This window comes from Acidobacteriota bacterium (assembly GCA_016715115.1).
Lineage (GTDB): Bacteria > Acidobacteriota > Blastocatellia > Pyrinomonadales > Pyrinomonadaceae > JAFDVJ01.
In genome coordinates this window covers 1,020,623-1,039,522 of record JADKBM010000004.1, presented here as the reverse complement: position 1 = coordinate 1,039,522, position 18,900 = coordinate 1,020,623, and the positions used below count along the sequence as shown (strand labels likewise).

At 52.9% G+C, this 18,900-nt stretch carries 20 protein-coding genes; 3 read left to right on the top strand and 17 right to left on the bottom strand.

Going from position 1 to position 18,900, the window contains the following annotated elements; translation table 11 throughout:
- Window positions 1-5 precede the first annotated feature (5 nt).
- The 12 genes from IPN69_06825 to IPN69_06770 form a co-directional block, all read right to left on the bottom strand.
- Complete coding sequence (locus tag IPN69_06825) at window positions 6-1,229, bottom strand: cysteine desulfurase (GenBank protein ID MBK8810435.1); 1,224 nt, start codon at window positions 1,227-1,229, stop codon at window positions 6-8.
- 741 nt (window positions 1,230-1,970) lie between these two features.
- Complete coding sequence (gene sufD / locus IPN69_06820) at window positions 1,971-3,107, bottom strand: Fe-S cluster assembly protein SufD (GenBank protein MBK8810434.1); 1,137 nt, start codon at window positions 3,105-3,107, stop codon at window positions 1,971-1,973.
- Window positions 3,108-3,185: 78 nt separating this feature from the next.
- Window positions 3,186-3,944, bottom strand: a complete 759-nt coding sequence (gene sufC, locus IPN69_06815; GenBank protein ID MBK8810433.1) for a Fe-S cluster assembly ATPase SufC — start codon at window positions 3,942-3,944, stop codon at window positions 3,186-3,188.
- Window positions 3,945-3,974: 30 nt separating this feature from the next.
- The gene (locus IPN69_06810; protein MBK8810432.1) at window positions 3,975-4,184 is read right to left on the bottom strand and encodes a hypothetical protein; all 210 of its coding nucleotides are present in this window, start codon (window positions 4,182-4,184) and stop codon (window positions 3,975-3,977) included.
- Complete coding sequence (locus IPN69_06805) at window positions 4,181-4,657, bottom strand: RidA family protein (protein ID MBK8810431.1); 477 nt, start codon at window positions 4,655-4,657, stop codon at window positions 4,181-4,183. The genes IPN69_06810 and IPN69_06805 overlap by 4 nt, the downstream gene beginning before the upstream one ends.
- Window positions 4,650-5,432, bottom strand: a complete 783-nt coding sequence (locus tag IPN69_06800; GenBank protein ID MBK8810430.1) for a PhzF family phenazine biosynthesis protein — start codon at window positions 5,430-5,432, stop codon at window positions 4,650-4,652. The genes IPN69_06805 and IPN69_06800 overlap by 8 nt, the downstream gene beginning before the upstream one ends.
- On the bottom strand, window positions 5,429-5,863 hold the full coding sequence (locus tag IPN69_06795) for a hypothetical protein (protein ID MBK8810429.1): 435 nt from the start codon (window positions 5,861-5,863) through the stop codon (window positions 5,429-5,431). Before IPN69_06795 ends, IPN69_06800 begins: the two co-directional genes overlap by 4 nt.
- A 20-nt stretch (window positions 5,864-5,883) precedes the next feature.
- The gene (locus IPN69_06790; GenBank protein MBK8810428.1) at window positions 5,884-6,846 is read right to left on the bottom strand and encodes a sodium-dependent bicarbonate transport family permease; all 963 of its coding nucleotides are present in this window, start codon (window positions 6,844-6,846) and stop codon (window positions 5,884-5,886) included.
- 6 nt (window positions 6,847-6,852) lie between these two features.
- Complete coding sequence (locus IPN69_06785) at window positions 6,853-7,233, bottom strand: RidA family protein (GenBank protein ID MBK8810427.1); 381 nt, start codon at window positions 7,231-7,233, stop codon at window positions 6,853-6,855.
- A 97-nt stretch (window positions 7,234-7,330) separates the two neighbouring features.
- A complete protein-coding gene (locus IPN69_06780) occupies window positions 7,331-7,903 on the bottom strand; it encodes a phosphoribosyl-AMP cyclohydrolase (protein ID MBK8810426.1) in 573 nt (190 codons plus the stop codon).
- Between the two features lie 359 nt (window positions 7,904-8,262).
- Window positions 8,263-10,791: a SufD family Fe-S cluster assembly protein gene (locus IPN69_06775; GenBank protein MBK8810425.1), complete on the bottom strand. Its 2,529-nt coding sequence runs from the start codon at window positions 10,789-10,791 to the stop codon at window positions 8,263-8,265.
- A gap of 14 nt (window positions 10,792-10,805) precedes the next feature.
- Complete coding sequence (locus IPN69_06770; protein ID MBK8810424.1) at window positions 10,806-11,291, bottom strand: Rrf2 family transcriptional regulator; 486 nt, start codon at window positions 11,289-11,291, stop codon at window positions 10,806-10,808.
- Between the two features lie 286 nt (window positions 11,292-11,577).
- Here IPN69_06770 and IPN69_06765 point away from each other — a divergent pair, with 286 nt between their 5' ends.
- Window positions 11,578-12,018, top strand: a complete 441-nt coding sequence (locus tag IPN69_06765; protein MBK8810423.1) for a GxxExxY protein — start codon at window positions 11,578-11,580, stop codon at window positions 12,016-12,018.
- A 100-nt stretch (window positions 12,019-12,118) separates the two neighbouring features.
- Here IPN69_06765 and IPN69_06760 read toward each other — a convergent pair whose 3' ends face one another.
- Window positions 12,119-14,944, bottom strand: a complete 2,826-nt coding sequence (locus IPN69_06760) for an ERAP1-like C-terminal domain-containing protein (GenBank protein ID MBK8810422.1) — start codon at window positions 14,942-14,944, stop codon at window positions 12,119-12,121.
- Between the two features lie 335 nt (window positions 14,945-15,279).
- Here IPN69_06760 and IPN69_06755 point away from each other — a divergent pair, with 335 nt between their 5' ends.
- Window positions 15,280-15,534 (top strand): DUF4160 domain-containing protein, encoded by a 255-nt coding sequence (locus tag IPN69_06755; protein ID MBK8810421.1) that lies wholly within the window; start codon window positions 15,280-15,282, stop codon window positions 15,532-15,534.
- Entirely contained in the window at window positions 15,515-15,994 is a 480-nt protein-coding gene (locus IPN69_06750) for a DUF2442 domain-containing protein (GenBank protein MBK8810420.1), read from the top strand. Before IPN69_06755 ends, IPN69_06750 begins: the two co-directional genes overlap by 20 nt.
- Before the next feature lie 375 nt (window positions 15,995-16,369).
- Here IPN69_06750 and IPN69_06745 read toward each other — a convergent pair whose 3' ends face one another.
- The 4 genes from IPN69_06745 to lysC form a co-directional block, all read right to left on the bottom strand.
- A complete protein-coding gene (locus tag IPN69_06745; protein MBK8810419.1) occupies window positions 16,370-16,693 on the bottom strand; it encodes a type II toxin-antitoxin system PemK/MazF family toxin in 324 nt (107 codons plus the stop codon).
- Window positions 16,680-16,910 (bottom strand): addiction module antitoxin, encoded by a 231-nt coding sequence (locus tag IPN69_06740; GenBank protein ID MBK8810418.1) that lies wholly within the window; start codon window positions 16,908-16,910, stop codon window positions 16,680-16,682. The genes IPN69_06745 and IPN69_06740 overlap by 14 nt, the downstream gene beginning before the upstream one ends.
- Window positions 16,911-17,218: 308 nt before the next feature.
- Window positions 17,219-17,530, bottom strand: coding sequence for a HigA family addiction module antidote protein (locus IPN69_06735; protein ID MBK8810417.1), 312 nt, complete (start codon window positions 17,528-17,530; stop codon window positions 17,219-17,221).
- Between the two features lie 11 nt (window positions 17,531-17,541).
- Complete coding sequence (gene lysC / locus IPN69_06730; protein ID MBK8810416.1) at window positions 17,542-18,885, bottom strand: lysine-sensitive aspartokinase 3; 1,344 nt, start codon at window positions 18,883-18,885, stop codon at window positions 17,542-17,544.
- Between the last annotated feature and the right edge of the window lie 15 nt (window positions 18,886-18,900).

The following is an 18,900-nucleotide window of genomic DNA, read 5'->3' as shown; positions in this document are numbered from 1 at the left end:
CCAAGCTAAGCGAAGACGTCGATCACTTTCTGGATCGCTTCCGCCAGCTTATCAACTTCCTCACGGGTATTGTAAAACGCGAAACTTGCGCGGGCGGTCGCCGGAACCTTATAAAACTGCATTACCGGTTGCGCGCAGTGATGTCCGGCGCGGATCGCGATTCCCTGCTGGTCGAGGATCGTCCCGATGTCGTGCGGATGAACGTTCTCGACCGTGAACGACAAGACGCTCGCTTTTTCTTTCGCCGTTCCGATGATCTTTACGCCCTCGATCGCCGACAATTTTTCGGTCGCGTATTCGAGTAACGAATGTTCGTACGCGAACGCCGCGTCGAGATCGATCGAGTTCAAATAATCGATCGCCGCGCCGAGACCGATCTGCGACGCGATCGACGGAGTTCCGGCTTCAAACTTTTCGGGCAAACCGGCGTAGGTCGTTTTCTCGAACGTCACTGTGCGGATCATCGAACCGCCGCCCTGATAAGGATTCATCTTCTCGAGCCACTCTTTCTTTCCGTAAAGAACCCCGCTGCCGGTCGGTGCGAACATCTTATGTCCCGAAAAAGCGTAAAAATCTGCGTCAAGGTCGCGCACGTCGACGCGCATATGCGGAACCGCCTGGGCGCCGTCGACGCAGACCGGAATCCCGAATTTATGCGCCGTCGCGATCATTTGCTTGAGCGGATTCACCGTTCCGAGCGCGTTCGAAACGTGCGCAACGGCGACGATCTTCGTCCGTTCGTTGAGCAGATTCTCGTATTCGTCGATGATCAGTTCGCCCGCTTCGTTCATCGGGATCACCCGAATTGTCGCACCGCGCTCTTCGGCGATCATCTGCCACGGAACGATGTTCGAATGATGTTCCATTTGGCTGACGAGAATCTCGTCGCCCTCGTTGATGAACTTATGCCCGTAGCCGTTCGCGACGAGGTTGATCCCCTCGGTGCAGCCGCGGACAAAAATGCACTCCTTCGCTTCCTTCGCATTGATGAACGCGCGCACCTTTTCACGCGCCTTTTCGTATTCGTTCGTCGCCAACTGCGAAAGATAATGAACGCCGCGATGGACGTTCGAATGCTCTTCCATCAAGTACTTCGAGCCGCGCTCGATGACGAGATTCGGAACCTGCGCCGACGCCGCGTTGTCGAGATAGCGCAACGGCTGACCGTTGACCTCCCTTGAAAGCACCGGAAAATCGGCGCGGATCTTGTTGATGTCGAAATTGCTCATTTGTACTGCCTTCATAGTATCCGTGACTCGACTTCGCCTTCGAGATTAAGGGTATCGGGACTAATGTCCTGTTCGCCGCGCTTCTGAACTGTTCCGCATACGATTCTTATGTTCTTGAAATACGCGACATCGTTTAGGGGTTTGAAAAACTCATAATCGAAATATGGAATTGCGGCGAAACGCCTTGAATTACCGTGCTAAATTTCAAGTTCAACCAAAAAACCATCGTTTTGCTTCCGCCTAAACAACTTTGATCATAACTACCTCAACGGATCAATCTTGAATACCGGTCGGCCACTAATTGCCAGGCACCAGTCGGCCATCAAATCTTCCTGGTGAATCTCAATCCAAGAAGACGGTCGGTAAAATCAATTCAGTGTGCGGAGCACACGCACGTGCGATGGCACCACGTGAAGCGAAGCGGAACGTGGTGTTAGCCGCGGACAATTCCAACGAGCGTGTGAAACACGCGGACCTGATGCAACCACGAGAGTTACGCGTGTTACACACGCTTGGGAACTCGGGTGTTCAACCACCACGTTCCGCTCCGCATCACGTGGTGCTATCGCAAGTTCGCATGCTCCGCACGCTTGAAGAAACAAATTCAGTTGTCAAACGGCTTTTTCCGACCGGCTCAAGCCAGTCCTAACTTCAAATTATCTTGTCGATGCCCTTGCCGTCCGGGATCGATTGTCAAAGTAATACATCATCACCCGTAAAACATCGAAATTACCGGCATGATCAAACCTCCAAATTCACGTCGAGCCGATTCAAAACGGCCTCGTCGAGTTCGCGTTTGATCGATTCGATCCCGATCTTGTTTATCACTTCCTCCGCAAAGCCGTATGTCAAAAGATTCTTCGCGAGTTTCGGGCTGATCCCGCGGCTCAGCAAGTAAAACAGTTCTTCTTCTTCGAGCTGTCCGACGGTCGCGCCGTGCGAACATTTGACGTCATCGTTGAAGATCTCGAGCTGTGGCTTTGTATCGACCCGCGCGTCGTTCGAAAGCAGCAGATTCTTGTTCGACTGTTGCGCGTCCGTTCCGTGCGCATTCTCGCGCACAAAGACCTTGCCGTTGAACACGCCTCGCGATTTGTCGTTCAGGACGCCCTTGTAGGTTTGATGCGAAACACAATTCGGAACGGCGTGATCGATCGTCGAATGCGTGTCGGCGTGTTGGTTCCCTCCGAGCATATAGAGCCCGTCGACAAAAGCTTCGCCGCCTTCCGCTGTAAATCTCAGATGTACGTCGTGACGCGAAATGGCGCCGCCGAGATTGATGTTTGTCGAGTCATACAAACTCCCGCGGCCGAGCGTGACCTCGGTCGTGCCGACGTGAAACGCATCCGTCGATTCCTTTTGCACGCGGTAATGCGTCAGATTCGCATTGTCTCCAACAAAGATCTGAACCGCCGCATCTGTGAAACTTCGGCCCGCCGACTCGTACGACTCGATGATCGTCGCCTTGCTTCCCGCTTCGGCAACGACGATCACGTGCGGAAACCGCGCCGCGCCGTCCTCGCATTTGAAATTGAATTCGATCGGATCTGAAACGGAGGTTTCTTTCGGGATCGTCACGACGACGAACTCCGCAAACGCCAGATTCAGTGCCGTAAAACCATTCCGTTTGAAATCGAAACGATCGGCAAGTTCAACGGAAACGTCCTGCGATTTCAAATCCGAAATCCGAAATCCCGAATCCGCAATCCGCTTGACGTTGGTGTACTTCCACTCTTCGTCCTTCGGCGTCGGAAAGCCTACAGCCGAAAAAAGTTCGAACGCGGTGCGCCGAAGTTCAGCCAACGCATCGCCCGCGTCCCCGATGAATTTTAGAAAATCCTGTGTATAAATTGTTTCTGTCACTGCACTTGCTGTCATCAATCTAACTCCGCCGTCGTTGAACGGCTCTACGCTATTACGATCCGACCACTCAGCTCACCGCTCACCGCTCACAGCTCACCGCTCACTGCTCACTGTCTTGACCCAGTCGTAGCCTTTTTCCTCGAGTTCGAGCGCGAGCTCTTTGCCGCCTTCCTTGACGATCTTGCCGCCGGCGAGGACGTGTACGAAATCAGGCTGGATATAATTCAAGAGCCGTTGATAGTGCGTCACGAGAATGATCCCGTTTTCCGAACTGCGCAGTTTGTTGACGCCCTCGGCGACGATCCGGAGCGCGTCGATGTCGAGTCCGGAATCGGTTTCGTCAAGAACTGCGAGCTTCGGTTCGAGCACCGCCATCTGCAGGATCTCGTTGCGCTTCTTCTCGCCGCCCGAAAAACCCTCGTTGACCGAGCGCTTGAAAAACGACGGATCCATCTCAACGATCTTCGCCTTTTCCTTGAGATAATCGTTGAATTCGAGCGGATCGAGCTCTTCTTCGCCGAGATGCTTCATTTTCTCGTTGTACGCGAGACGCAAAAACTGCGAGTTTGAAACGCCGGGAACTTCGACCGGATACTGAAACGCCAGGAACAGACCCATCCGCGCCCGTTCGTCCGGTTCAAACTCGAGGAAATTTTGCCCTTCGTAAATGACCTCTCCCGAAATAACTTCGTAACTCGGATGGCCCGCCAGAACTTTCGACAGGGTCGATTTCCCCGAGCCGTTCGGCCCCATAATGGCGTGAACCTCGCCCTTGTTGACGCGAAGGTTGAGACCTTTGAGAATCTCCTTTCCTTCGATACCTGCATGCAGATCTTTGATTTCCAACAACATCTTTACTTTTTCCTTGATCGACTACTTCACTTATTTCAAAACCTTTGGATACTTTTCCGCGATTCGGGGCAATTTCGTTTTGTCCTCGACGAACAACTCGACGTAACCGCAATTCGTGCAAATGTAACAGACGACGCTTGCCGAATCGAAAAATCCCAGCGCGACCGAGAACTCAACCGGCGTAGCCTGGTAGAGATGAACCTCGTTCGCGGCGCATTTCGGACAAATCCCGTCTTTCATTTTTTCACCAATGCCGTCAACTCGATCTCGATCTTCGCATCGCGCGGCAGTTTCGCCGCCTGAACGGTGGCGCGGGCCGGGAACGGCGCTTTGAATTTCCGCGCGTAGATCTCGTTGACCTTCGCGAAATCGCCTATGTCAGCGAGAAAGATCGTCGATTTGACGACGCTGTCAAAATCACTGTTTGACGCTTTCAACACCGCTTCCAGGTTCTTTAATACCTGTTCGGTCTCGGCTTCGACGCCGCCTTCGACAATCGTTCCGGTTTTCGGATCGAGACCGATTTGGCCGGAAACAAAGATCAGATCGCCGGCGACGATCGCCTGCGAGTATGGTCCGATCGCTTTCGGCGCATCGACAGTCTCGATCGCCTTCTTCTTCGATTTGTCGAACGCATCGGTCGGGAACGCAAACCAGATCGTGGCGACCAAAAACACGAAAACCGCGGCACTTAATCCAGCAATCCTAGACATATATCTCACCTTTCAAATAAAGCGACGCATAGCCCCCGATCTTGACGCGGTCCCCGTGAATCTCACAAAACAGTTCGCCGCCGCGTTCCGATACCTGCCGGGCGAACAGAACTTGCTTTCCAAGTCTTTCGGCCCAAAACGGAATCAGGTTGCAATGCGCCGAACCCGTTACCGGATCCTCGAAAACGCCGACCTCCGGCGCGAAAAAACGCGAAACGAAGTCGCAATCGTCGCCCGGCGCGGTGACGATCACGCCGTGCGTCGGGACGTCGAGAAGCCTCGTAAAATTCGGTGCGATCGCGCGGACGTCCGACTCCGATTCATAAACGAGAAAGAAATCCCGACCGCGAAGAATCTCTTTTGGTTTTTTGCCGATTGCCTCGATCAGTCCCGGGAGCGCCTCCGCGGGTGCCGGCGGCCGAGAAGGAAAATCGAGCACGAACAATCCGCCCTGCTTTTCGACAAAAAGATCGCCGCTCAAATGCGATCGGAACCTGATGATCTCGTTCTCCGACTGAAGAATTTCAAAGATCACATACGCGCTTGCGAGCGTCGCGTGCCCGCATAGATCGATCTCAAACGTCGGCGTGAACCAACGGATCTCGAAAGCATCACCGTTTCGGACAAAAAATGCGGTCTCCGAAAGGTTGTTCTCGTAGGCGATCGCCTGCATCGTCTCTTTGGGCAACCACTCTTTAAGCGGACAAATCGCAGCCGGATTTCCTTTGAAAACGTCCTTCGCAAATGCATCAACCTGATAGATCGTTAAACTCATCTTCTTAAAGTGATCATCGCCAAGCCCGCAAAACAAAGCAGAACGCCGATGATCTTTTCGATCGACATACTCTCGCGAAAAACAAAGAGCCCGATCAAAAGCAAAATAATGGTCGAAATCGCCGTCACCGAAAGCGGCAGTATTCCGACATTCCATCCGGCGCGATATGCCAGCAAAAAGCCGATTTCGATGATCGCCGCGCCGAGGCCGATACCGAACGCGGTCCAGCCAACACTTTTCAACATCGGCATTAAACCCGAATCATAAGGTCTCGGAAACAGGAAAAAACCGGCTACGCAGGCAACTATCCCGAAAAGATACGCGAGAATGATGACAACAAATGGATTCGCCGTTTGATCCGCGGATTTTTGCGAAACCTGATAAATTACCAATCCTACAACGATCAAAATTGGCGGAAAGAAGTAGTTCATTCTGCTTATCTCAAGACCTTCTAAGTCGCACTCACGATCGCAAAATACAAAGGCATTCCGATCGTGATATTAAAAGGAAACGTGACGCCAAGCGCCATCGGAACATAAAGTCCCGGATCCGATTTCGGCGCCGCCAAACGCATCGCCGCCGGAACCGCGATATACGATGCGCTCGCCGCCAGGATCGCGAAAATGAAGCGGTTTCCCGCATCGGCCGTGACCAACTTGCTCGCAAATGCGACGATGCTGCCGTTCAGCGCCGGAAGAACGATTGCGATAAGCGTCGCGATCAACCCATATTTTCGAAACGTGCCGAACCGCCTTGCCGTGACCATTCCCATATCGAGCAGGAAGATCGCCAAAAATCCCTTGAAAATATCGGTCGTGAACGGCTTGATCCCTTCCGCCTGCTTCGTATCCGCGATCAAACCGATCAATAAACTTCCGAGGACCATCAAAACACTGCCGTTCGTAAATGAATGGCCGATCACGTTCTTGAACGATCCCTGCGTTTCATCGCCCTTCTCGAAATACATCAAAAGAAGAACTCCGACGATGATCGCCGGCGATTCCATCAGCGCCATCACCGCCACCATATGACCGCCGAAGGTCAGCTTTTGCGCCTCAAGAAACGACGCCGCAGCGACGAATGTGACGGCGCTGACCGAACCATAGGCCGCCGCTACCGCTCCGGCATCGCTGACGGTCAGTTTTCGTTTCAGAACGAAAAACACATAAAGCGGTATCAAGGACGCGATCGCTACACCGAACAACAGCGAATAAACGATCTCAGCCGTGAAATCGCTGTGCGCCAATTCCTGGCCGCCTTTGAATCCGATTGCAAAGAGCAGATAGAGCGCGATGAACTTGCTCGACGATTCCGGAATCTCAAGGTCGCTCTTGAGCATCACCGCGAAGATTCCGAGTACAAAAAACAGCAGCGTCGGGTTCGTCAGATTCGAGATCAGGATCTGGAAATCCATAAATGGTTAATCGATCTTCGCCCCGATCGCCTGAATCTCGATCTTCGTATCGAAATGAAGATCCTTGACCGGAACGATCGCCCGTGCCGGTTTGTGTTCGCCCATCACGCGCTTGTAGGCCTCGTTCACGCCGTCCCAGAGTTCCATATCCGAAACATAGATCGTCATCTGAAGCACGTGAGCGAGATCACTTGCGGCAGCCTTCAGGACCGTCTCCACATTTCTCAGCGCCAGTTCGGTTTGATCTTCGATCGCGCCGGTTTCGACACGTCCCGTCGAATGGTCGATCGGAAGCTGACCCGAAACGAAAACCAGTCCATTATGTTCGATGCCCGGCGAATAGTGTCCTTTCGGTTCAGGCATCCCAGTTGGCTGAATTCTTTTCATTTTTCAAGTTTAACATCTATCGACAAGTTCAAAAAAAATCACAGGCAAAACGAATCCGCTTTGCCCGTGAACTTCCAAGTTCGGATTTTGAACCGTTTTATTTTGCCGGCTTATACGGCAACGATGAGTGATGGAGAATGATCCGCAGTTTCCCGTTCTCATCCATCTTGAAACCCCAGGTCTTGTCGACGATCGTCTCGTTCCCGTTCTTGTCCCACAGGTGCACATTGCCCATCGTGATGGCCGTGTCGCCGTTCAGGATAACGCCCTTGTTCTTGACCGCGTACTTGGTCCAACCTTTTAGCGCGAAACCGCTGTCGTTCTTGAAATTCGGATCGCCGCCGACAAAATAGGCAAGGGCTCCGGCTTTGTCCATTCGAAACGTCTGGTCGCCGGTGGTCAGCGTTGGCTTAAAGAGAACCGAGCCGTTTTGATAATTGTACGCGGCATCGATGATCTCGGAAGCAAGTTTGCGGTAGTCGCCACCTTTCGTATGCGTTTCGCTGATACTGACGAGCGCCTTGCCCCAGGCATCCTGAGCATCCGTCACCATCTTCTCGGTAATGTTGAAGTTCGTAACCGATTGCGATAATCCGGTAACGGCAAAAGCAAAGACCATCGCCAGTCCGAGAACCACGCTTTTTGTTGATTTATAAGCATTCGTTTTCATTTCTTATCTTCTCCCTTTTTTCGAAATAATCGATCTGGATAAACCTCAGGAATTTGCTTCGATCTGTGGGTCGGTCAGCAAATACAAGTAATCGATTTCCATTTGAATTCGTTTTTGCGCAAAGGAAAAGACCTTTCGCAAAAATCGTCGTCTGACAATTTCTGCGAAAGGTCTTGAAACTTACCTGAAGAACCGGGCGCCAAGCCGTATTGACGATCCTTCAAACCTCGCGGTGTTCTACTCCCCTTTCACAAAACTCAAACTAACAAAATCTTTACTTTTTTGTCAAGATAAGAAACGAAGTTGTCAAAGAACAAAATGTGCGCGAGGCCGAAACTGCTCGGCCTCGCTACAGAAAATCAACCGACGCTGCCTTCGAGTTTCAATCCCAAAAGCTTTGTCGCTTCGACCGCGTATTCCATCGGAAGTTCGCGGAAGACCTCTTTGCAGAAACCATTGATGATCAGCGAGATCGCGTCTTCCTGCGAAATCCCTCGCTGCTGCAAATAGAAAAGCTGTTCTTCGCTGATCTTCGAGGTGGTCGCCTCATGTTCGACGCGGGCTGTACTGTTTTGAACCTCGATGTACGGAAACGTGTTCGCCTCGCATTTGCCGCCGATCAGCATCGAATCGCACTGCGTGTAATTGCGCGCGCCGTCGGCCTTGGGCATCACCTTGACCAATCCGCGATAGGAATTGTTCGATTTTCCGGCGGAGATCCCCTTCGAAATGATCGTCGATTTCGTGTTCTTGCCGAGATGGATCATCTTCGTTCCGGTGTCGGCGATTTGCGCGTTGTTCGTCAGCGCGACCGAATAGAACTCGCCGATCGAATTGTCGCCCTGCAGGATAACCGACGGATACTTCCAGGTGATCGCCGAACCGGTTTCGACCTGCGTCCACGAGATCTTTGAATTGACGCCGCGGCAAGCGCCGCGCTTGGTCACGAAGTTGTAGATCCCGCCCTTGCCTTCGGCATCGCCCGCGTACCAGTTCTGAACCGTCGAATACTTGATCTCGGCATCGTCGAGCGCAACGAGTTCGACGACCGCCGCGTGAAGCTGATTGGTGTCGAACTGGGGGGCCGTACAGTTGTGAACGGCGAATCCCTTGACCAGGTAACTGTGCGTCTCGTCGACATCGATGTTGAACACGAGATCGTCATATTGTTCGCGGACGACCTCGCGAACCGGAACTATGAAATGCGTTTCGGTTTCGCGAACCATATCCCATTTCTTGTCGGCGGTGTAGCCGACCTGATACAGCGGTTTGCGATTGATTATTCGTTCCGGCTGGTTTTTCGAAAATACCGCCTCGCCGCCTTCGCGGACTTGAATCCAAGCCTGAATATCAAGCTTGTTGAGAAGCATCTGGACCTGTTGGGCAAGCTTTTCCGAGACGGTGCAAAACCTGACCATCGTCGAACCGTTGCGGTCGCAAACATTGCCGTCGCCGGCGAGGTAGGCTTCAAGAAGAACTTTTGCCTGTCGAGGCGAAACGTTCATCAACTCACCGCTCAGCGACTTTTCGGACGCATACTTTCCGCAATGCAGGGTGAACCAATCAGAAAACTCAGACGAGTAAAACTGAACGTTGGCTCCGTTTCGCGCTTCGTTCTTGACGACATATGCGCGTTTGCCCGAGAGTTTCTCGATCAATTGCTTCGTCCGATCGATCAGTTGCTCTTCGGCCAATCCAAACGCGAATGAGTTGACGAATTGCTTGTTCAGCTTGTTGAAACAAGTCGATCCTTCGGCCAAATAGTAGCCAAGAAGTTCAAGCTCGTCGTCATTGAACTTCCCCGATTCGGGTCGCTGAAGCTTCGGAACAAGCACAAAGTCGCCTTTTTCAAGTTCGTCGGCCTTGATAAATGCCGGCGTCGCGCTCAAGAGTTTCGTCGTTTCGACCTCGGGCAACCAACCGTTTCTCGGCTTGCGCGGTTTGAGAACGTCCTTTCGCTTGATTGCGTAAACCGGATGTTCCGGAGTCAGCTTGAAAGCGTTGTATCGGGACATCGGACGGACGGTTATCATTTCGCCCTTGAAGTTGCGAACCATCGCGGCGCGGACCTTTTGAAGTTTTCCGTTATGGTCGTAAACCTGATCGCCGGCCTTAATGCCCTCAATGTTACGCCAGCCGTCGGCGGTCAGAACGCGTTCGCCGGCCGGATGGCAACCTTCATTATATGCGACGTAAGCACCTTCTTCCGCAACGATCAGCGTCCTTTCAAACTGACCCGATTCCTGCGTGTTGATGCGGAAATATGTCGAAAGTTCCATCGGGCAACGGACGCCTTTCGGGATGAAAACGAACGAACCGTCGGAGAAAACCGCCGAATTCAAGGCGGCGTAAAAATTGTCGCCGGTCGGAACGACCGAGCCGAGATACTTCTTGATCAGATCCGGATGTTCGATCAGCGCTTCCGAAAAAGGCATAAAGATCACGCCGGCTTTCTTGAGTTTTTCCTTGTAGGTCGTGGCAACCGAAACCGAATCGAAGACCGCATCGACCGCGACGTTCGCGAGCATCTTCTGTTCTGTCAGCGGAATCCCGAGCTTTTCGAAGGTCTTCAAAAGTTCCGGATCGACTTCGTCAAGGCTCTGCTTTTTCGCTTTCTGCTTTGGCGCCGCGTAATAAGTTATGTTTTGAAAATCGATCCGCGGATAATCAAAGTTGGCCCACGTCGCGGGCTCTTTCATCGTCAGCCAGTGGCGAAAAGCCTTGAGCCGAAATTCGAGCATCCATTCGGGCTCGTTCTTTTTCTCGCTGATGAGCCTGACCGTGTCCTCGGTCAACCCTTTCGGGATCGTCTCGGTTTCGATATCGGTCACAAAACCGTACTTATATTCACGGTTTGCGAGATGTTCCAATGTTGCGGTTGATGACATATCTTTACTGCTTCCTATTGGCGGCTCAAGTGCGGTTCGATGGTGCGGTGGATTCCCTGGATCTGATGAAACATCGCATCGACGTTCTCTTCGCTTCCGACGAGCTGCTCGAGGGTGATTCGTGAAAGCGCATTCTGCACGATCTCGTGAATTCCGATGATCACCGGCCGAATTCCGCAATCGCCTTTGTGGACACAGGTTTCGAGAACGCCTTTATAGCTTTCGCAATGGGCGTGGATCTCGTCTTCTTCGAGGACCTTGATCACTTGATTCAGATAGATCTCGTTCGCAGGCCGCGAAAGCGAATATCCGCCTTTCGTCCCGCGCGTCGCCTGGACAAAGCCCGCCTTGTTGAGTATCCACATCAACTTTCCGGCGTTAGCGGTCGAAATTCCCTCGCGATCCGCGATTTGCGGCAGCGTCAAACTGTCTCCGTCCTTAAGAAACGCCAACTGCAACAAGCATCGCAGCCCGTATTCTTCCTGTGCCGAAATCTTCATTACTTCTTAACCCGATCCATCAGTGTCTCAACTTTTCAAGTCTAAGAATCTCAAATCTTTACTTTTGTGTCAAGATTGCGCGGAAGTTGCGTCGATAGATGGTGTTGAGGTCTGAAAACTCAGAAATTGGTGTTCCCGCAAAGGCGCGAAGGCGCGAAGAAAGGATTGTTAACGACCGCTAGCCAAAGACGGGATCCGTTTGCGCTTTCGCGCCTTTTCCGGATTTGAATTTATTCAATCGCTCACAGCGATTGAATCTCGCAAATCCAAACTCCGAGGTAACCTCATGACAGAAAACGAAACTGCCCGAATCGTCGTTGATTCGGCGTTCAAAATACATTCCACACTTGGCCCGGGACTTTTCGAATCAGTTTACGAAACCGTCCTTGCTTATGAATTGCAAAAACGCGGTTGTCATATTGTACGACAGCGAGGCGTTCCAGTGATTTGGGACGAATTCCGCATGAAGGTCGGATTTCGCGCCGACTTGATCGTGAATCGAAAACTGATCGTCGAAGTAAAGTCGATCGAGTCGCTCGCGCCGGTTCACGCGAAGCAATTACGAACTTATTTGGTTCTGACGGATTTCAAGCTTGGCCTTCTGATCAACTTCAATGTTGAGCTGATCAAATTCGGGCTCAAACGAGTAGTCAAATGGTCTTGCCGAATGAACCAAGAGTGTGCTCCCGCAAAGTCGTCAAGACGCAAAGGAGGAACGGTAAGGTGACTGATCGCGTATCAACGACGGATACTTTCGCGCCTTCGCGCCTTTGCGGGAACACCGTCCGATCTGGTTCCGAAAGCGTGATCTCATCCAAGTGCGCCAACTATCGAGCGAACTTCGCCCGGATCTTGGCCGCTCGTTCGAGTCCGTCTGCATTTTCCAGGATCTTCAAACGGAGGTCTTTGTCGAGTTTCGGATTGTCATCGAGGAATTTGTTGACGATCAAGAGCGATTTCTCGTCGCGCTGGCCGCCGATGAACGAACCGAGCCAGCCGTTGACGAAAAATATCTTGCGAGTCCGCTTCAGATTCGGAAGTTCCGCCAGCGCGCGTTCAAGATATGGCGCGGTCAGTCCGGCGTGACGCGGATTGTTGAATACCGCGAACGCCGCTTCGATCCAGCTCTCGGAAATTTCTTTATTGTTGACGAAATCGTTCCAATACTTGGCCTTGTTTTCCGCGGTCGCGATTCCCGCGCGGGCCGCGTATGCGTAACGGCGGGCATCGTCGGATGTTTCCGTCTTTTCGAGACCCTTCAAAAGCGTCAGCGCATCTTTGTCGCCGAGGATTATCAAGCGCGTTACGATGTCGAATTTGTCCTTCGTTCGAAGCTCGAACCGCGCAACCTTGGATCGTCCGGCGAGGATTTCCTTCATTACTTGCTGGGCGTTCGCGCTCGAGCCGAGATTCAAAAGCGCTCGGTAGAACGTGATCCGCTGACCCATCGTTTTGGCGTTTGCAAGCCGTTCGAGAATTGCGGCCTCGAGGCGTCGCTCGTTCACGTTCACCTTGGCGGACGCTTGAGAGAGATACAGATTCATCGCCGTTCCGACGCGGCCGACCAATGTCTGGATCGTGCTCTCATCCGATTCTAAGGCGATGTTCGTGATGACCAATTCGACATAATCCTTCGGATCGAGTTCGGCTTCGCGGACTGAATCCCACAGCGCTCCCCACATCATTGCGCGCAGGAAATCGTCCTTTTCAAGCCTGATGTTATTGATTACGTAATCGCGGCTCTGGTCGTCGAGCAGAAAGATACCGTAGCCGAAATCCTGATAATTTGGAAAAATGAATGCCGGAGTTTCCGTGTTTGGGTTGAATTTTCCGCCGGTGATAACCCAATACGAGGCGAATGGATAATCGCGAGCCTGCCGGATGGTCGCGTCTTCGATGCCATCCGGTCGTTTTGCAAAGCGCAGGAGGACCCGCACTCGCAGATTCCAAAGCTTCTCTTCCAAGGTTGAATCGGTTTGCTCGAACCAGTAGTTTTCCGAAGTGTCGTGAAGTCCTCCGCCATTTTTGGCGATGTCGTCGGCAAGGCGATACTCACGCACCTCTCCATTCTTTACACGCACGATCGGCAGACCGCGTTGGGTCACCCATTTCTGCGCCCATTCGCTTACGCGGATCCCGCTGTTTTCGGAAAACTCCTTACCGGCGGCCGATTCAAATTCGGCTACAAGATCCATCCACGTAGCGTTTCGAAACTCATGCTTTTTCAAAAACGCCCGAACCGCGGTCCTGAACTTTTCCTCGCCGAGATAAAACTCCGCCTGCTTCAAGAACGCCGGAGCTTTGTTGTAGACGATCGCGCCGTAAGCGGATTTCGCGGCGCTCAGATTGTTGATTTCCTGATAGATCGGTGTCGTACCTTTGGTCGAATCGGTCTGGTAAGCGCCCTGTTTGGTTCGCTCGTAGAAGATCTTCCACGAGTTGTACTCCGGCATTACTTTGGCCATCGCCTTGTATGCCATAAACGTCGCAAAGCCTTCTTTCAACCAGAGATCGTCGAACCATTTCATCGTCACTGTGTCGCCGAACCATTGATGCCCGGCTTCGTGAAAGATCAGGCTGGCGCGCGCGACGAGATCGTTCTTAGTCGGCTCTGACGGAAATATGATCGAGGACTCGCGCAAAAACGTCGCACCGGCGTGCTCCATTCCGCCGAACGGAAATTCGGGAATCAGGACAAGGTCATACTTTGGGAACGGGAATTTGTAGTCGAAATAGTCTTCAAGATAGCTGACCGCTTCGCGATTGAGACGGAACACCTCGGCAGCGTGCGGTTTGAATTTCTCCGCCTGCGATCGACGGACGAAGAGGTCTCCCGATTTGGGATCTGGGATTTGGGATTTGGGATTCGAGGGATCGGAAACCTTTGCGAAATCACCCGCGGCGAAGGCGAAAACGTAAGTGCTGATCGGTTTGGTTTCTTCAAAATAATGGATAATTCGCGAACTTGTTCCGATTGTCATTTGGGAAGGAGTGTTACTGACAACAAGCCATCGAGTGTTGATCAATTCAACGATCAGCCGGAACCGCGCTTTCAGATCGGGCTGATCGAAAACCGGAAACGCCATGCTCGCGTCGGACGGGACAAAGAGCGAATAGACGTACTCACCGCCGTCCTGTTTGTCGATATAACGCGTCACCGCCGCACCGCTGGTTTTGATCGGCGAGGCGAATTCGATTTTGATCCTGTTTGTCCCGACTTTGAGCAGACTCTTCGGGATTAAGATGTGTTCCGACTGGAGCGCAAGCGTCCCGGACTCGAGCGCATCGCGCGAAAAAGCCTCAGCGTTCCGGCCGTTAACCTCCACGACATTCGCAAACGGCTGATCCTTGTCGTTTGCGAACGGCGTCGTCCGCCAATCGAGTACGAGCGGATATCTCGCGCCTTCGTCGGTAAGATCGACCGAAACCTCGACCGTTCCCGTCATCAGCGGCGCGCCCTTTTCGAGCGCAATGTTGAGCGCATAACTGACGTTCGAATAATTCGCCGCGCGCCATTTCGCCAACGCCAGCGGAACGCCCGGCTCGATCGCCGGCTGCTGCGCGGTTACATTCCCGATAAGACCAACGATCGACATCACCATCGCCACGAAAAACATCTTCATCGCGAACATTCTAAACCCTTTCGGTGGCATTGAACGAATTGCCGCAAATCACGGGCGTACCAACTTGCACAAAAAGAATGCGCCGAATGCGGAAAATGTATCGCCGAAAATTGGTGCCGATCACCGATTTGTGTTTTACGGTTTTTGTTCGTGTCATTTTGCGCGACATTGCCGCCATGGATTTTTGTCTAACCACCAAAAACTCGAAGTAACGCGAAAGGAATTCGGTGGCGACGATGAATTTTCGCTGATTTCGCCTAATCCCATACGCGCTGATTTACATTTGATCACCACCGAGCATATACTCATTCTCAGTAACCCAACCGTTTGGGTTTAACTCACATTGAAAACAAAAAGGGGACTGAATGCCGAAGGTATTGGAACAGGAGGGGTTCAGATTCATTATTTATCCGGATGACCACGTGCCTTCACATATACACGTGATCAAGGGCGGTGAAGAAGTGGTAATCGAACTCGGCAACGAAAATGAGCCGCCGGATTTTCGGGAGAACCGGGGAATGAGGACAAGGGACGCGATGCGAGCGCTCGAGATTTGCTACGAATTGCAAGACCACTTTCTTTCAAAGTGGAGGAAAATCCATGGACAAGAAAAACGGTAACTGGACACTGTCGGACGACGCTGTCTCGAAGAGTCTCGAATTGGCCACGAAGCGCGGACGGAAATTCCTCGACTCGGCGGCAAGAGCGTCGAGCGCGGTTTTCGACCCGGAACAGAACCTCATTGTAATAAAACTAACGAACGGATGCGTATTCGGCTTCCCGCCGCACTTCATCCGCGAACTTGAATCAGCTTCAACCGACGAGATTGCGAAGGTATCGATCACCCCGCAAGGCACCGCGATTCACTGGGAGGATCTCGACGCGCACTATCGGCTGGTCGGGTTGTTGAACGGTATTTTCGGCACAAAGACCTGGATGGCCGAACTCGGGCGCAAAGGCGGGTGTGTTTCGTCTGATTCAAAGGCGAAAGCGGCGAGGCTCAACGGCGCAAAAGGCGGCCGACCGCGGAAAGACGAAACTCACGAGAAAGCCGCTCGGAAGAGAAAGCTTGTTGCGTAGGATACTTGCGATCGGTTTCCAACCAATCCCAGGCTTTCCAAAGAAGCACGACCGCAGTTCGGGCGGTCTCATTCTGACCGCGCACTACGAAGACGCGGTTCGGCCAGCGATCGGCGGAGATCGAGCTCTGGACGCGCGCGCTTGCAGGGTGCACGCCTGAATACGGAGCTACTCCTCCCGCGCGATGTAGCCTGTCGTGAAAGGCGCTCTCGATGGCCTCGTTCCAGGCGGTGTTCCGAAACCACTCAGACATAATCTCCTCCGCATAACGATTGAGATGGCGTCGGGCGAAACCGCCGCCTAGCCCGCCGAGTGTTAAAAGACAAGCGTCGCTGTTCCGCCCTCGCGTCCATTGAATTGTTATGCCGTCCGTTGCTACAAATCAAGTTGTGTTCTGATGGCTTGCTCGACTTTTTGCAGGTCTGCGGCCGACAACTTGCCTTCCAAGTTCTTCAAGCGCAATTTACTGACGGTTGTTAGCTGGTCGGCAATCGCCTTGCTCTGTTTTCCGCCGATCATCACATATGCTTCGCTTGGATAAAGCTTGTCGATGTTCGTCGTCAGCGGAACGACTTGGACACGGTTCAAGTATTTGTTTGCCGCATCATTACTGACAATTACGGCGGGACGCTGCTTTTCAATCTCGCCGCCAACCGAAGGCGTGTTGAACTTCACCCACCAAACTTCACCGCGTTTCATCGGCCACGTCTCCTATAGTTGCTTCGCTCCACTCAAGAGCTTCAGTTTCACGCGCTTCGTCCAAAGCCATTTCCCGATAAGCAGACTCAAGACTGGGTTTGACAACGTGCGGGCGAACCAGCGATTCAATGAATTGACTGATTTTGCCCTGCCCGATTACGCGGTGAAGTCCCTCATAAACCAGCTCGTCAACGGTAATTGTTAATTTCTTTTGCATTTTGCCTTGCTCCGTTTGCTTATACGTATTGTACACGTAGAATAAAACAATTCAGTTTTCTCTGCAAGGCAAAACGCCGTTCGATTTCAAAGAGCAAAGGCACAACGTCCTGCATAACCGGCTGACAATGGAGCGCAGCGGAATTGCCAGTCCGAGTTGATGCAGTTATTATGCGCTTTATTCGTACTCAATTTCTGATTCGTAACTTACTGATATTTCAGCCCCAAGATTCAAATATTCAGCAATAGAATCCTCTAGGTCATACAGTTCATATTTCACGATGCTCACGCGAACAAAGATCAAAAAGACTACGCCGCCCAAAGCGGTTGAATTCTCTCGACGTCGCTTCCGATCGCCTCGCTTGCTTCCCACAGGTCAACGGCGCGCTGCGCGTTCAGCCAAAATTCGGGACTGTTTCCAAAAAGGCGTGATAAACGCAACGCCATTTTCGGACTTACCGCGCGGCGTTCGCGAAGCAGTTCATTGACCGTTTGTCGCGAGACCCCAATTGCATCAGCCAGGCCGCTGACCGACAATCCATGATCCGGAAGGAAATCTTCCCGAAGCATTTCGCCCGGATGTGTTGGGCGGCGTTTGATACTGTTTTTCGCAATACCCATCCTTTCCCTTCTCAAGCCCCGAAAAACTCGTCATGCAGTCGCTTGACCACTTCCGTCACGACTTCCTCTTTGACGACGAACGTCAGGTTGACGCTCGAGGCGCCGTGGGAGATGAGTGAGATGTTGTAATCCGTGATCGCGTCGAAGATCTGCGCGGCGACGCCCGAGGCGCCGCGGAGGCCGAAGCCGACGACGCAAACGACGGCATTGTTGGGTTCGACCTCAACCTTGCCGATCCGTTCGAGATCCTTGACTACCGCGTCGAGCGAGTCCGTGTTGTCGAGCGTTAGCGAAACCGAAACCTCCGATGTCGTCACGACGTCGATCACAGTCCGGTGGCGTTCGAATATCTGAAAGATCGCGCTCATAAAACCGAACGCGCCGAGCATCCGCGCCGATGAAATGCGCAGAATTGTGATGCCCTTTTTGTAGGCGATCGATTTGACCTTGCGCGGCGTCGTTTCGGTCTGCGGCAGGATCATCGTGCCGCGTTCTTCGGGCTGATGCGAGTTGCAGACACGGACCGGAATCTGGAGATCGACCGCCGGCTGGATCGTTTTCGGATGCAGGACCTTGGCGCCGAAATATGCGAGCTCGGCGGCTTCATCATACGACAATGTTTTCAGCGTCCGCGCCGTCGGGCAGATTCGCGGATCGCTCGTGAGCACGCCCGTGACATCGGTCCAGATCTGGATCTCGCGCGCTCCGAGCGCTGCTCCAACAAGCGCCGCCGAATAATCCGATCCGCCGCGCCCTAGAGTCGTCGTTTCACCGCTCCGGCTGGCGGCGATGAATCCGCCCATCACCGGAACCTCGCCCGCGGCGATTGCATTTTCAAGTTCAAGCCTGATGAGATTTTCGGTTTCGGACCAGATCGGAGTCGCCGCGCCGTATTCCTCGTCGGTAACGATCAGGCGCCGTGAATCGACGTGCCGCGCGTTCAAGCCGGCGCCCGCGCAGACAAGCGCGAGCAGACGCGACGACAGTTGCTCGCCGTAGGAAACAATCGCGTCCTTGAGCATCGCCAGCGGAAGCGAACGCCGCGTGACGCGCATCAGCAGATCGGCGAGTTCTTTTTCGGCGAAATCGAGCTCGACACGGAAGAGCCTCTGGCCAACATCATCGAGAAGTTGCCTCGCCACGTCGCGGTGTCTTTCCAAATGCGGTTCAAACGACAGGACGGCATCCTCAACCGCACCGCGCTTGGCGAGGTCGAATGCGGCGAGAAGCGCGTCAGTGACCTTTGACATCGCCGAGGTTACGACAACAGGCGAATTTTCGCGTTCACCGGTCACTATCTCAGCCACGCGCGAAAACGCGTCCGCGTCCTGCACGCTCGTGCCGCCGAATTTCATTATTGTCGGTCTGAT

Excerpts from the sequence above, each read along its gene's own strand:
- IPN69_06825 (MBK8810435.1), bottom strand. The coding sequence starts at position 1,229 with ATGAGCAATTTCGACATCAACAAGATCCGCGCCGATTTTCCGGTGCTT.
- IPN69_06795 (MBK8810429.1), bottom strand. The coding sequence starts at position 5,863 with ATGAACTACTTCTTTCCGCCAATTTTGATCGTTGTAGGATTGGTAATT.
- IPN69_06810 (MBK8810432.1), bottom strand. The coding sequence starts at position 4,184 with ATGAAAGACGGGATTTGTCCGAAATGCGCCGCGAACGAGGTTCATCTC.
- IPN69_06745 (MBK8810419.1), bottom strand. The coding sequence starts at position 16,693 with ATGAAACGCGGTGAAGTTTGGTGGGTGAAGTTCAACACGCCTTCGGTT.
- IPN69_06800 (MBK8810430.1), bottom strand. The coding sequence starts at position 5,432 with ATGAGTTTAACGATCTATCAGGTTGATGCATTTGCGAAGGACGTTTTC.
- IPN69_06785 (MBK8810427.1), bottom strand. The coding sequence starts at position 7,233 with ATGAAAAGAATTCAGCCAACTGGGATGCCTGAACCGAAAGGACACTAT.
- IPN69_06735 (MBK8810417.1), bottom strand. The coding sequence starts at position 17,530 with ATGGGTATTGCGAAAAACAGTATCAAACGCCGCCCAACACATCCGGGC.
- IPN69_06750 (MBK8810420.1), top strand. The coding sequence starts at position 15,515 with ATGGACAAGAAAAACGGTAACTGGACACTGTCGGACGACGCTGTCTCG.
- lysC (MBK8810416.1), bottom strand. The coding sequence starts at position 18,885 with ATGAAATTCGGCGGCACGAGCGTGCAGGACGCGGACGCGTTTTCGCGC.
- IPN69_06765 (MBK8810423.1), top strand. The coding sequence starts at position 11,578 with ATGACAGAAAACGAAACTGCCCGAATCGTCGTTGATTCGGCGTTCAAA.
- IPN69_06755 (MBK8810421.1), top strand. The coding sequence starts at position 15,280 with ATGCCGAAGGTATTGGAACAGGAGGGGTTCAGATTCATTATTTATCCG.
- IPN69_06760 (MBK8810422.1), bottom strand. The coding sequence starts at position 14,944 with ATGCCACCGAAAGGGTTTAGAATGTTCGCGATGAAGATGTTTTTCGTG.
- IPN69_06740 (MBK8810418.1), bottom strand. The coding sequence starts at position 16,910 with ATGCAAAAGAAATTAACAATTACCGTTGACGAGCTGGTTTATGAGGGA.
- IPN69_06770 (MBK8810424.1), bottom strand. The coding sequence starts at position 11,291 with ATGAAGATTTCGGCACAGGAAGAATACGGGCTGCGATGCTTGTTGCAG.
- sufD (MBK8810434.1), bottom strand. The coding sequence starts at position 3,107 with ATGACAGCAAGTGCAGTGACAGAAACAATTTATACACAGGATTTTCTA.
- IPN69_06780 (MBK8810426.1), bottom strand. The coding sequence starts at position 7,903 with ATGAAAACGAATGCTTATAAATCAACAAAAAGCGTGGTTCTCGGACTG.
- IPN69_06805 (MBK8810431.1), bottom strand. The coding sequence starts at position 4,657 with ATGTCTAGGATTGCTGGATTAAGTGCCGCGGTTTTCGTGTTTTTGGTC.
- IPN69_06775 (MBK8810425.1), bottom strand. The coding sequence starts at position 10,791 with ATGTCATCAACCGCAACATTGGAACATCTCGCAAACCGTGAATATAAG.
- IPN69_06790 (MBK8810428.1), bottom strand. The coding sequence starts at position 6,846 with ATGGATTTCCAGATCCTGATCTCGAATCTGACGAACCCGACGCTGCTG.
- sufC (MBK8810433.1), bottom strand. The coding sequence starts at position 3,944 with ATGTTGTTGGAAATCAAAGATCTGCATGCAGGTATCGAAGGAAAGGAG.